At 70.1% G+C, this 11,716-nt stretch carries 12 protein-coding genes; 8 read left to right on the top strand and 4 right to left on the bottom strand.

Features of this window, described 5'->3' with window-relative positions; translation table 11 throughout:
- The first annotated feature begins 81 nt into the window (after nucleotides 1-81).
- Nucleotides 82-633: a YceI family protein gene (locus tag G4X40_RS09360; protein WP_277831933.1), complete on the top strand. Its 552-nt coding sequence runs from the start codon at nucleotides 82-84 to the stop codon at nucleotides 631-633.
- A gap of 80 nt (nucleotides 634-713) precedes the next feature.
- Here G4X40_RS09360 and G4X40_RS09365 read toward each other — a convergent pair whose 3' ends face one another.
- On the bottom strand, nucleotides 714-1,832 hold the full coding sequence (locus tag G4X40_RS09365) for an NDMA-dependent alcohol dehydrogenase (RefSeq protein WP_277831934.1): 1,119 nt from the start codon (nucleotides 1,830-1,832) through the stop codon (nucleotides 714-716).
- 152 nt (nucleotides 1,833-1,984) lie between these two features.
- Between G4X40_RS09365 and G4X40_RS09370 the strand changes: the two genes are divergently transcribed.
- Complete coding sequence (locus G4X40_RS09370) at nucleotides 1,985-3,418, top strand: coniferyl aldehyde dehydrogenase (RefSeq protein WP_408642157.1); 1,434 nt, start codon at nucleotides 1,985-1,987, stop codon at nucleotides 3,416-3,418.
- Between the two features lie 21 nt (nucleotides 3,419-3,439).
- Here the strand turns inward: G4X40_RS09370 and G4X40_RS09375 are convergent, their stop codons facing one another.
- On the bottom strand, nucleotides 3,440-4,003 hold the full coding sequence (locus G4X40_RS09375) for a TetR/AcrR family transcriptional regulator (RefSeq protein WP_277831936.1): 564 nt from the start codon (nucleotides 4,001-4,003) through the stop codon (nucleotides 3,440-3,442).
- A gap of 81 nt (nucleotides 4,004-4,084) precedes the next feature.
- Here G4X40_RS09375 and G4X40_RS09380 point away from each other — a divergent pair, with 81 nt between their 5' ends.
- The 5 genes from G4X40_RS09380 to G4X40_RS09400 all read left to right on the top strand — a co-directional run bounded on the left by G4X40_RS09380 (nucleotide 4,085) and on the right by G4X40_RS09400 (nucleotide 7,829).
- Complete coding sequence (locus tag G4X40_RS09380) at nucleotides 4,085-4,453, top strand: DUF4267 domain-containing protein (protein ID WP_277831938.1); 369 nt, start codon at nucleotides 4,085-4,087, stop codon at nucleotides 4,451-4,453.
- A 43-nt stretch (nucleotides 4,454-4,496) separates the two neighbouring features.
- Entirely contained in the window at nucleotides 4,497-5,009 is a 513-nt protein-coding gene (locus G4X40_RS09385; RefSeq protein WP_408642176.1) for a cupin domain-containing protein, read from the top strand.
- Nucleotides 5,010-5,060: 51 nt separating this feature from the next.
- The gene (locus tag G4X40_RS09390) at nucleotides 5,061-5,468 is read left to right on the top strand and encodes a DUF3054 domain-containing protein (RefSeq protein ID WP_277831939.1); all 408 of its coding nucleotides are present in this window, start codon (nucleotides 5,061-5,063) and stop codon (nucleotides 5,466-5,468) included.
- Nucleotides 5,465-6,298: an NAD-dependent epimerase/dehydratase family protein gene (locus tag G4X40_RS09395; protein ID WP_277831940.1), complete on the top strand. Its 834-nt coding sequence runs from the start codon at nucleotides 5,465-5,467 to the stop codon at nucleotides 6,296-6,298. Before G4X40_RS09390 ends, G4X40_RS09395 begins: the two co-directional genes overlap by 4 nt.
- A gap of 124 nt (nucleotides 6,299-6,422) precedes the next feature.
- Nucleotides 6,423-7,829 (top strand): peptide MFS transporter, encoded by a 1,407-nt coding sequence (locus G4X40_RS09400; RefSeq protein ID WP_408642177.1) that lies wholly within the window; start codon nucleotides 6,423-6,425, stop codon nucleotides 7,827-7,829.
- 5 nt (nucleotides 7,830-7,834) lie between these two features.
- On the opposite strand, the gene G4X40_RS09405 is transcribed toward G4X40_RS09400, so the two are convergent.
- Nucleotides 7,835-8,875 (bottom strand): YeiH family protein, encoded by a 1,041-nt coding sequence (locus G4X40_RS09405; RefSeq protein WP_277831942.1) that lies wholly within the window; start codon nucleotides 8,873-8,875, stop codon nucleotides 7,835-7,837.
- Nucleotides 8,876-8,977: 102 nt separating this feature from the next.
- On the opposite strand from G4X40_RS09405, the gene G4X40_RS09410 reads away from it, so the two are divergent.
- Complete coding sequence (locus tag G4X40_RS09410; protein ID WP_277831943.1) at nucleotides 8,978-9,931, top strand: LysR family transcriptional regulator; 954 nt, start codon at nucleotides 8,978-8,980, stop codon at nucleotides 9,929-9,931.
- Here the strand turns inward: G4X40_RS09410 and G4X40_RS09415 are convergent.
- Nucleotides 9,888-11,615, bottom strand: a complete 1,728-nt coding sequence (locus G4X40_RS09415) for an NTF2-like N-terminal transpeptidase domain-containing protein (protein WP_277832389.1) — start codon at nucleotides 11,613-11,615, stop codon at nucleotides 9,888-9,890. The genes G4X40_RS09410 and G4X40_RS09415 overlap by 44 nt on opposite strands.
- Nucleotides 11,616-11,716 lie beyond the last annotated feature (101 nt).

The raw sequence follows: 11,716 nt of genomic DNA on the forward strand, positions 1-11,716 counted from the left end.
CTGAGTCACATCGGGAATCTTCCACGACACCCGTGCGCTAATATTGTTGAAAGTTCAACCAATGACCAACCTGGAGGCGCCATGACCATCGCACTTGCACCCAACGGACTGACCGCCGGCACCTGGGCCATCGACACCGCCCACTCCTCCGTCGGATTCGCGGTGCGCCACCTCATGGTGAGCAAGGTGCGCGGCACCTTCACCGAGTTCAGCGGCCAGATCACCATCGCCGAGGACGGCTCCCCCGCCGTCGAGGCCGAGATCAAGGTCGACTCGATCAACACCCAGAACGAGCAGCGCGACCAGCACATCCGCTCGGCCGACTTCTTCGACGTCGAGCAATTCCCGACCGCGACCTTCACGTCGACCTCGGTACACGCCAAGGGCGACGATTACGTGCTCGTCGGCGACTTCACCCTGCGCGGCGTGACCAAGCAGGTGGAGATGGACCTCGAATTCAACGGCGTGAACCCCGGCATGGGCCACGGCCCGGTGGCCGGATTCGAGGCCCGGACCGTGCTGAACCGCAAGGACTTCGGCATCTCGATCGAGATGCCGCTCGAGGGTGGCGGCGCGGTTGTCGGCGACAAGATCACCATCACGCTCGAGATCGAGGCCGGCCTCCAGGCCTGACCCGACCAGCCGGATCCCGTCCGGCGACGGCGGCGGCGGTGCACCGATGCCCCTGGTGCACCGCCGCCGTTCTGCGTTCGTCAGTCGAACAGCACGACGCCGCGCAGGTTCTTGCCGGCGTGCATGTCGTCGAAGCCCTGCGCGACCTCGTCGAGCCGGTACGTGTTGGTGACCAGTCCGTCGAGCTCGAGCTTGCCGCTGGTGTAGAGGTCGATCATCCACGGGATGTCCGCGCTCGGGCTCGACTCGCCGAACAGTGATCCCTGAATCCGCTTCTGGTACAACACCAGTTCGAGCAGGCTGACCGGCAACCCGACCTCGTCCATTCGCCCGAGCCCGGTCACCACACAGGTCCCGGCCTTGCGGATCGACGAGAACGCCTGCGCCACATGCTCACCGGTCGTCACGCCGACCGTGACGATCGCCGAGTCCGCCCCCTGACCGTTGGTCAGCGAGCGGGCGATCTCGGCCGCCTCGTCGATTGTCGAGACCGCATGGGTGGCACCGAACTTCAGCGCGCTGTCCTGCTTGAACGGCACCGGGTCCACCGCGATGATGTGCGCAGCCCCGGCGTGCGCGGCGCCCTGCACCGCGTTGATGCCGATTCCGCCGATACCCATGACGATCACGGTCTGACCCGGGTACACCTGCGCCGAGTTCACCGCCGCACCCCAGCCGGTGCCCACCCCGCAGCCGAGCAGGCAGAGCCGGTCGAGCGGCAGCGCCGGGTCGACCTTGACCGCGTTGTCGACGTGGACGGTCGTGTACTCGCTGAACGTGGAGATGCCGCAGGTCTGGGCGACCGGTTCGCCGTCGAGCGAGAGCCGGTGGGTGCCAGGCTCGTCCGGCCGGCCGCCGGTCATGATCGCGGCGCCGCGGTCGCAGAGATTCTGCATGCCGTGCGCGCACCAGCGGCACCTGCCGCACCCGGCCAGGAAGGAGAACACCACATGGTCGCCCTCCTGCCAGCCGAGCGTGTGCGGACCGACCGCGACGACCACGCCGGCGCCCTCGTGACCGCCGCAGATCGGATAGTGGCCGACCGCGTGGTCGCCGCGGGCGATGTGATCGTCGGAGTGGCACAGTCCCGACGCGACCATCTTGACCGTGATCTCGTTCTGCCGGGGTTCGTCGAGATCGAGCTCGACCACCTCGAAGCGTCCGGGGGCCTCGCGGATGATGGCGGCGCGGGTCTTCATGGGTCCTCCTCAGGGGCGCACGGTTTCGCTCGGGTCTACCCGCACGGGCAGCCGCGGCCGAGGTGACGTCCCGCTCAGCAAGATCAGAACGTGTCGGCCATCACACCCGGCGGCTAGCGTCTCCCATCGAACATCGGGGACGACAACAGGGAGTGATCGTGGACGCCACACCGGCCGAGCACATCGCCGACCTCCTCGCGCGCCAGCGTGCGCAGCGACTGGCCGAGGGCTGCGGCGACGCCGCGTCCCGACGAGTGCGGATCCAGCGGGTCATCGACCTGCTGGTCGAGAACCACCGGACGCTCGTCGAGGCGATCGACCTCGACTTCGGCGGCCGGCCCCGCGGGTACTCGATCATGAACGACGTGCTGGGGTCGCTGACCTCGCTCAAGCACGCCCGCGACCACCTCGAGACGTGGATGCAGCCCGAGCCTCGTCCGGTCTTCGCACCGTACGACCAGCTGGGCGCGACCGCGCAGGTGCGCTATCAGCCCAAGGGTTCGGTCGGGATCCTCGGCACCTGGAACGCACCGCTGTTCACGCTGCTGAGCCCGCTCGCGTACGCGCTCGCCGCGGGCAACCGCGCCGTCCTCAAGCCGTCCGAGATCGTCCCGCGCACCGCGGCGATCCTGGCCGAGCTCTTCGCCGCGCGCGTCGATCCGGCCGACGTCGCGGTCGTCACCGGCGGGCCCGAACTGGCCGACGCGTTCACCCGTCAGCCGTTCGACCACCTGGTGTTCACCGGTAGTACCGCGGTCGGAAAGTCCGTGATGCGCAACGCCGCCGAGCACCTCGTGCCGGTCACCCTCGAACTCGGCGGCAAGTCGCCGACGGTGATCGGCCGCAGCGCCGACCTGCCGCAGGCGGCCGAGCGGACGGCGATGGCCAAGGCGAGCAACGCCGGCCAGCTCTGCGTGAACGCCGATCTGGTCTACGTGCCGCGGGAGCGGCTCGACGAGTTCGCCGCGGACCTGGCGAAGACGTACGGCGAGCTGCTGCCGCAGGTCACCGGCAACCCCGACGCGGTCAGTGTCGTCAGCGCCAAGCACCACGCCCGCATCCGCGGCTACCTCGACGACGCCGCGGCACACGGGGCGCGGATCGAGGTCGCTCCCGCCGACGAGAGCGGTCGGGCCGAGGACCGCCGGCTTCCGCTGCACATCGTCATCGACCCGCCCGCCGACGCGCTGATCATGCGGGAGGAGATCTTCGGCCCCGCCGTGGTGCTGCTCCCCTACGACACCGTGGAGCAGGTGCTGGCCGACATCAACGCCCGACCGAACCCGTTGGCGCTGTACTACTTCGGCACCGACGCCGCCGAGAAGCAGCAGGTGCTCGACCACACCCTCTCCGGCGGTGTCACCGTGAACGACCTGATGATGCACCCCGGCCTCGAGGACGCCCCCTTCGGCGGGGTCGGCGCCTCCGGCATGGGCCACTACCACGGCCGCGAGGGGTTCCTCGAGTTCAGCCACGCCCGCACCGTGTTCGAGGCGCCGCCGAGCGACCTGCGCCGCGAGTACGGCCTGGTCCCGCCGTACGGGCCGGACTTCGAGTCGATGATGGCCGCCCAGATCACCCCGTAACAGGCTCTCTCGCAGCCGGACTCAACCGAAAAGTTCACACAGGGCGTCTACCCGCGCCCGCTCGCCGGCCGCGGGTAGACGCCCTGCTGCGGCGAGTACGCACATGCCGTGCAAGGCGCTCCAGAACACCTCGGCGCGCGCGTCGGCGTCGCCCCGCCCATCATCGACCACGGAGACGAGCAGACCGAAGCCCTCGCGCAACACCGGCGGCGTCGACTCGTGGGCGAACTTCAGACCCGACCGCATCGAGAACATCGCCTCATACGTCGCGGGGTTGTCGGCCGCGAAGCCTCGGTACGCCTCGACGACGACGCGCAGCCGGTCACGGCCCTGCGCACCCTCGACCGCCGCGCGCATAACCCTAGTGAAGTCGTGAAACCCTTCCAGGACAACGGCATTGACGATGTCGTCCCGCCCGCCGGGGAAGTGCCCGTAGAGCACCGGCGGACTGTACTCGATCTCGTCGGCCAGGCGCCGGATCGTCACCGCGGCCCAGCCCTCCTCCTCGGCGATCGCCCGCGCACCAGTGACGATCCGGCCCTCGCGCTCCTGACGCTCTCGCACCTTGCGTTCCCTGACTCCCACAGTTCAGATCCTAACAGTGATAGACAAACAGTCATCGTTATCTTAATGTCGTTAAAAAGCCTTCCAACGAAAGGATCTCAGATGCTCTCCTGGATCGGACTCGTCGTCAGCTGGATCGGAGCGCTCGGCATCATCGGTGTCGGGATCGCCTACCTCGCGAAAAGCGCCAGTAACGCCGCCGGCTTCGGACTTCCGGTCCTCCCCGCTGCCGAGGCTCGCGGATGGTGGCAGGTCAAGGGGATTCGCGACGTCGCCACCGGCGTGCTGGTCATCGTCTTCACCTTCGCGGCGCGCGACGCACTGCCGCTGCTCGTGCTGCTGCTCGCGATCATCCCGTTCGGCGACATGGGCATCGTGCTGTCCAACCGCGGCAACCGGGCCACCGCGTTCGCCGTCCACGGCGCCACCGCAGCGGCGATGATCGTCGCGGCGGGGCTGCTCTGGGCCTGACCGCACTCGCATGATCACCGCGCCCATCGACCCGGAGGTAACCATGTCCGACCACCCGCAGCACGCCGAACCGGTCCGCGCACAGGACCTCGAGGTCGTCGGCAACGACGCGACCTCGATGCACCTCCTGATGGACGCGTCCGACACCGCCGGCGCGCTGAGCACCCTCGAGGTGCGCCTCGGCCGGGGCGCGGACGGCGCCGCACCGCACTTCCACACCCGCTCGTCCGAGCTGTTCTACTTGCTCGAGGGAGAACTGCAGGTGATGACGGGCGACCGGATCACCAGCCTCGCCGCCGGCGACTCGCTGGTGGTCCCGCGCCTGATGCCACACGCGTTCGGCGCCACCGCCGACGCGGCCGCCCGCGTGCTGATCGTGCTGACCCCCGGCGTCGAGCGGTTCGAGTACTTCCGGCTGCTGGCCCGCATCCAGTCCGGGGAGGCCACCCTTGCCGACCTCGCCGCGGCGCAGGACGAATACGACAACCACTTCGTCGACGCACCCGCATGGTGGCAGGAGCGGGCGCGGCTTCGCGGGGCCTCGGCCCAAGGCTGACAGCCCGACCGCGCGGCGACCCGGATACGGCGCAGGGCTACCGTGACCTGCATGAAGAAGTTCCACCCCGCCCTCGCCGCCTCCGTCGTCGCCGACGTCGTCCTGATCCTGCTGTTCGCCGCGCTCGGGCGGAACAGTCACGACGAATCCGAGGCGCTGGCCGGGCTATGGCACACCGCGTGGCCGTTCCTGGCCGGACTCGCGATCGGCTGGGTGGTGGTCGCCGGATGGCGCCGGCCCACCGCGCTGGCGCCGACAGGGCTCGCCGCCTGGATCGGCACGGTGGCCGGCGGCATGATCCTGCGGGTCGTCGTCGGTCAGGGCACGGCGTTCAGTTTCATCATCGTCGCGACCTGCTTCGTCGGCCTGTTCCTGATGGGCTGGCGGGCGGTGTATCTGTTCGTGGGCCGCCGCGTGCGCGATCACCGCCGCCGCGACGAGCACCGGTTGTCCGCATGAGGATCTTCCTCGCGGGCGCGTCCGGGGTGATCGGGCGACGGCTGGTGCCGGCGCTGACCGGCGCCGGCCACGAGGTGTGGGGCACCACCCGCAGGCCCGACCGCACCGCCGCCATCGCCGCCGCCGGGGCGCGGCCGGTGCTGCTGGACGCGCTCGACGCCGAGGCGGTGCGGGCCGCCGTCGCCGGCTGCGCACCCGACGTCGTCATCCACCAGCTGACCGACCTCGCGAGCCGGGACTTCGCGGCCAATTCCCGGATCCGCGAGCAGGCCACCCGCAACCTCGTCGACGCCGCACGCACCGCGGGCATCGAACGCCTGCTCGCCCAGTCCATCGCCTTCGTCCACCCGGACGGCACGCGACCGGCAACCGAGCAGGACCCGATCGACGACGACCCGGCCCGCGCGGTGACCCTCGACGGCGTACGCGCGCTCGAGTCCACGGTCGCGGAGATCGAGCAGTCAGTGATCCTGCGCTACGGCATGCTCTACGGCCCCGGAACCTGGTACGCGCCGGACGGCCTGATGGCCGAGCAGGCGCATGCCGGCACGCTGCCCGCGGGCCCCGAGGTGACCAGCTTCGTGCACGTCGACGACGCCGTCGACGCCACGGTCGCGGCGTTGGACTGGCCGGCAGGGATCGTCAACATCGTCGACGACGAGCCGGCCTCCGGACGAGACTGGGCGCCGGTGTTCGCCGCCGCCGTGGGCGCCCCCGCCCCCGAGCCCACCGACGACGGTCCGATCGGCCGCCCGATCTCGAACGCGTTGGCGCGCAGCAGGGGCTGGTCTCCGCGCCACTCCACGTGGCGCACCGGCTTCACCGCCTGACCGGGTCCGGTCACTTCCCCGACGCGCCGCGCGCCGCAGTGCCAGAGTTTGTAGCGTGACCACCACCGAGACGAGGCCCGAGGGCGACCGTCCGCCGGGCGACCGCGCCTTCTTCGGCCAGCCGATGGGTCTGGCGAACCTGTTCGGCGTCGAGATGTGGGAACGCTTCTCGTTCTATGGGATGCAGGGCATCCTGCTGATCTACCTCTACTACTCGGCCGACCAGGGCGGGCTGGGCATCTCACAGGCCACCGCGACCAGCATCGTCGGCGCATACGGTGGGCTCGTCTACCTCGCGACGATCCTCGGCGGCTGGGTGGCCGACCGCGTGCTCGGCTCCGAGCGCACCCTGTTCTACAGCGCGGTGCTGATCATGATCGGCCACATCGCGCTCTCGGTGCTCCCCGGGCTCACCGGCGTGGGCGTCGGTCTGGTCTGCGTCGCGATCGGCAGCGGCGGCCTCAAGGCCAACGCCACCTCGATCGTCGGCGACCTCTACGACGAGACCGACAAGCGCCGCGACGCCGGGTTCTCGCTGTTCTACATGGGCATCAACATCGGCGCGCTGGTGGGACCGCTGCTGACCGGCCTCGCACAGGAGAAGCTGGGCTTCCACTACGGTTTCGGGCTGGCCGCGATCGGCATGGCGCTGGGTCTGATCCAGTACACGATCTTCCGCAAGAACCTCGGCGGCATCGGCAAGCGGCCGACCGACCCGCTGCCCGCGGCGCTTCGCCTCCGCTACGGCGCGGCGGCGCTGGTCGTGCTGATCGCGCTGGCCGTGCTGATCGCGGCCGGCGTGATCCACGCCTCCAACCTGGCGAACATCACGGTCGGGGTCTCGATCTTCGCCGCGATCTGCTATTTCGTGGTCATCCTCGCGAGCCGCCAGGTGGACCGGATCGAACGCCGCCGGGTGATCGCCTTCATCCCGCTGTTCATCGCCAGCGTCGCGTTCTGGTCGCTGTTCCAGCAGATCTTCACCGTGCTGACCATCTACGCCGACAAGCGGATGAACCGCGACATCTTCGGCTGGACGTTCCCGGTGTCGTGGGTGCAGTCGATCGAACCGGTCTGGGTGATCGCGCTGGCGCCGGTGTTCGCGGCGATGTGGGACAAGCTCGGCGACCGCCAGCCGTCGACCCCGATCAAGTTCGCCCTGGGCACCGCCGGGATGGGCGTCGCGTTCCTGCTGTTCCTGCCGCTGACCGGCAGCGGGCCCAACAGCGTGCCGGTCATCGCGGTCATCGCGATCCTCGCAGTGTTCGCCGTCTCCGAATTGCTGCTCTCGCCGGTCGGGCTGTCGCTGGCGACCAAGCTCGCGCCCAAGGCGTTCCACACCCAGATGGTCGCCCTGTTCTTCCTGTCGGTGGCCCTCGGCACCGCGCTGTCGGGCTCGCTGGCCGGGTACTACGACGAGAACAACGAGTTCCCGTACTTCCTGTGGCTCGGCGTGGTCGCGGTCGCCATCGGCGTCGTGCTGACGTTGATCGCCCGCCCGATCCGCACGCTCATGGGCGGCGTGCGCTGAGCGGCTCAGCCCACCAGCAGCACCCCGACCAGCGCGATCGACATCACCCACACGGTCGACAGCAGCGCCATCACGAACGGCTTCGCACCGACCTTCCGCATCGTCGCGACCTGCACGCCGGCCCCCAGCGCGAACATCGCAGCGGTCAGCAGCGCGGTCTCGACGAACTTGCCGGCGCCGAGCACGGCGTCCGGCAGGACCCCGGTCGAGCGCAGCGCGACCATCGCGATGAACATCGCCACGAACAGCGGGATGATCGGCGGCCGCTTGCTGCCTGCGGGCAGTCCCTCGGCCGACCGCCGCTGCCGCAGGCTGAGCACCGCCATCACCGGCGCGAGCATCAGCACCCGCGCCAGCTTGACCACCACCGCGACCGCCAGCGCGCCACCGCCGATCGCGCCCGCGGTGGCGACCACCTGCGCGACCTCGTGCACCGAACCGCCGGCCCACAGCCCGGCCTGCTTCGAACCGAAGCCGAACAGGTCGGACAGCGCGGGAATGATCGGGATCATCAGCGTGCCGAAGATGATGACCAGCGCGACCGCGGTGACGACCTCTTCCTCCTCGGCCTGGACCACGCCGTCGACGGCGGCCGCCGCGGCCGCACCGCAGATCGAGAACCCGCAGGCGATCAGGATCCGCTGGGTCCAGCTCAGGCCCAGCAGCTTGCCGATGAACATCGACCCGGTGATGCCGAGCCCGACGATCGCGACGACCATCACGATCACGCCCCAGCCGAGGCCGAGGATCTGGCTGAACATCAACTGCAGGCCGAGCAGCGCCACCCCGGCGCGCAGCAGCCGCTTCGCCGAGAACTGCAGCCCCGGCTGCAGTCGCTGCGGCAGGTGCACGACGTTCGCCATCACCGCGCCGAGGATGATCGCGATCAGCAGCGGGCTCACCGCCGGCAGGAAGTGGTTGGCGATCATCGCGACCGCCGTCGCCAGCACGCAGACGGCCAGACCGGGGAGCAGCGCGGCGGACAACGCGGGCGGCCCTGCTTGCGGGCGGACCGGTGTGCCGGCGGGCTTCGTTTGCGTCGTCATGGTGATCAGGGTCGTCCGGCCGAGCGTCGCCCAGTAGTCCCCAGTTTCACATGAGGTCATACAAGCTTGATATGACTCAGCCATGAGTCATACATTTTCTGCATGACTGACACGTGGCCCGACCTGCTCGTCCTGCAGCTGCTGGTGGGGGTCGACGACCACGGCGGGCTCGGTGCTGCCGCGCGGGCGGCCGGCGTCGCGCAGCCGAATGCGAGCCGGGCGATCAAGTCGTTCGAGCGCCGGCTGGGCACCCCGCTGCTGGTGCGCAGCCCCCGCGGATCCACGCTCACCCCGCAGGGCACGGTGATCGCGCACTGGGCCCGCCGGGTGCTGACCGCGGCGACCGAGCTGCTGGACGCCGCCGCGTCGCTGCGCGCCGAGCAGGCCCCCGAGCTGACGGTCGGGGCCTCGATGACCATCGCCGAGTACCTGGTCCCGGGTTGGCTCGGCGAGCTGCGCCGGCGCCATGCGGAGGTGCAGATCCACCTGCAGGTGCACAACTCGACGCAGATCTTCGAGCTGGTCGCCGCCGGCGCCTGCGACCTGGGGTTCGTCGAGTCGCCGACGGTGCCGTCGACACTGCACGCCGCGACGCTGCACAGCGCGACCGTCGCGCACGACCGGCTGGTGGTGGTCGTGCGGGCGGACCATCCGTGGACGCGGCGACGCCGCCCGCTGACCGTCGCCGAACTCGCCGCGACACCGCTGGTGGTCCGCGAGCCCGGCTCGGGCACCCGCACCACCCTCGACGTCGCGCTGATCGACCACGCGCGCCCGGCGCCGCTGCTGGAGCTCGGCAGCAGCGCGGCGGTGCGCACCTCGATCCTGGCCGGTGTCGGCCCCGCGGTGCTCAGCACCTTCGCGGTCGAGGATCAGGTGCGCTCCGGCGAACTGCGGGTCGTCGATGTCGACGGCCTCGACCTCGGCCGCACGCTGCGCGCGGTGTGGCGGGGTGCGCGGCGGCTCGACGGGCCGGCCGGCGAACTGGTGACGATCGCGCGGCGGGCGCCGGCTAGCCCGGCTGGTTCGGGCGCAGGAACTGGTTCGCCACGATGACCGGGTTGTCGGACGGATCAGTCGAGGTGACCAGGATCGCGAAGGCCAGGTCGCCGCGGGTGCCGATCAGCCAGCTGGGCGGATTCTGCGTGTTGCCGGCCTCGCCGACCAGCGCGTTGACGCCGGGGTACTGGTTGAGCTGACTCAACGCGCCGTTCGCGACCGAGTCGCGCATGCGGGCGCGCATCCGATCCAGCGCCGGCTGGGCCAGCTGGGTCGGGCTCTGGTCCGCCGTGCCCGGCTTTCCGTTGATCAGCATCGGCATCGGGATGGACCCCTTACCGATCGTGGCCGCCGCCACCGCCATGCCGAACGGGGTCGCGGTGATCTCGCTGTTGGGGTCGGTCTTGCCGGTCTGCGCGGTCAGTGCCGGCACGGTGAAGTCCACGCCCAGGCCGAGCTGCCTGGCGAAACTGCGCGCCGAGTCGGCCGGGCCGGGATCCGCGCACTTCTTGTCGGAGACCGGTCGGTCCTCACCCTGCCCGCCCTGGGCCGAGTTCGGCGTGGCGTGGCCCGCGTTGACGTTGTCTGCGCAGCCGGGTGCGGCCGGCGCAGGTCCGGCGGCCTCGTGGAGGGCGTCGAAGACCAGGCCGGGCGCGTACTGGCCGGTGAAGGCGATCGGCCCCTGCGCATCGGCCTGGTTGTTCTGGGCGACCGCGAGGATCGCACCCGTCGACGGCTGCATCGCCACCAGCACGGCGGGCGTCCCGACCGAGGCCACCGCGTTCTCGGCCGCGAACTGCAGCGGCGAGTCCAGCGTGGTCGGCACGTCCGGCGGCGGCGGCCCCTGGAAGCCGGCCACCTGGGACACACTGCCGTTCTGGTGGTTGATCAGCACCGCCCAGCCGGCGGTCGCGTCGCGGCTCTGCTGCCAGTAGGTCTTGACGCCGTCGAGCGCGGGCGAGGACAGGATGCCGCTGACCGGGATCAGCTGCGGTCCCTGCTGCACGACCACACCCGGGACCGCGCGGATCCGGTCACCGAGGATCGCGAAGTCGCCGTCGCGCAGCGACACCGCGGTGATCGGCTTGCCCTTCGAGTCGGCCAGCTCCTGCTGCAACGACTGCGCGGTGATCAGCGGGGCGACCGGCACGAGGATGTTGGCCAGCTCGGTGGTCGAGGCGACCGGATCCGGCATGTGCGCGGGATCGAGCAGCACCTTGTTGATGGTCTGCTCGGTGAGGATGGGTGCGTTGGTCCGATCGAGCACCTTCGGCGCCGCCGCGTCGGTGCGCACCTCGTGGACGGTGTCGCCGGGCGCCAGCGAGGGCGCCAGCACCTGCGGGGACCAGGACACCCGCCACCCGATCGAGAGCTGCGTGAGCTGCCCGTCGGTCGTGTACTTCCACTGCCGTCCCTGCCCGAAGTCCCAGTCGGCACTGAGGCTGAAACTGCCGGTGTTCCCACCGGTGGGCGCCACCTGTTCCACCTGATAATTCGTGTTCTTCGGCGCCAACCCGTCGATCAGCTGCTGGATCACCGGTTGCGCGGCGGACGGCGTGTCCGTCATCGCGGCCGCAGCCTTGACGTCGTGCCGGTTCAAAGCGGAGACGAAATCCGCCACTGCCTGTTGAGAGGTCGACGTGCCGGATCCGCATGCGGTGAGCGTGACAGCCAACATCGCGATCACCAGCAGTGCCGCAGGGGGCACCGCGCTTCCGACCCGCCGAGCCAAGCGATGCATCCCCACCCGGCCAATTGTGCCCTGCCACCCCCGAGTTCGTCGCGAGGACGCGGGCAACTGCTCATATCAATTCGGTTGCCGTCAATTCCGCGCCGCATCTA

The sequence above is a fragment of the Speluncibacter jeojiensis genome (assembly GCF_029589495.1).
In the GTDB taxonomy this organism is placed as follows: Bacteria; Actinomycetota; Actinomycetes; order Mycobacteriales; family Mycobacteriaceae; genus Speluncibacter; species Speluncibacter jeojiensis.

Bases quoted from the DNA above. Each gene is read 5' to 3' on its own strand.
- G4X40_RS09360 (WP_277831933.1), top strand. From the start codon at position 82: ATGACCATCGCACTTGCACCCAACGGACTGACCGCCGGCACCTGGGCC.
- G4X40_RS09365 (WP_277831934.1), bottom strand. From the start codon at position 1,832: ATGAAGACCCGCGCCGCCATCATCCGCGAGGCCCCCGGACGCTTCGAG.
- G4X40_RS09380 (WP_277831938.1), top strand. From the start codon at position 4,085: ATGCTCTCCTGGATCGGACTCGTCGTCAGCTGGATCGGAGCGCTCGGC.
- G4X40_RS09385 (WP_408642176.1), top strand. From the start codon at position 4,497: ATGTCCGACCACCCGCAGCACGCCGAACCGGTCCGCGCACAGGACCTC.
- G4X40_RS09390 (WP_277831939.1), top strand. From the start codon at position 5,061: ATGAAGAAGTTCCACCCCGCCCTCGCCGCCTCCGTCGTCGCCGACGTC.
- G4X40_RS09395 (WP_277831940.1), top strand. From the start codon at position 5,465: ATGAGGATCTTCCTCGCGGGCGCGTCCGGGGTGATCGGGCGACGGCTG.
- G4X40_RS09400 (WP_408642177.1), top strand. From the start codon at position 6,423: ATGGGTCTGGCGAACCTGTTCGGCGTCGAGATGTGGGAACGCTTCTCG.
- G4X40_RS09405 (WP_277831942.1), bottom strand. From the start codon at position 8,875: ATGACGACGCAAACGAAGCCCGCCGGCACACCGGTCCGCCCGCAAGCA.
- G4X40_RS09410 (WP_277831943.1), top strand. From the start codon at position 8,978: ATGACTGACACGTGGCCCGACCTGCTCGTCCTGCAGCTGCTGGTGGGG.
- G4X40_RS09415 (WP_277832389.1), bottom strand. From the start codon at position 11,615: ATGCATCGCTTGGCTCGGCGGGTCGGAAGCGCGGTGCCCCCTGCGGCA.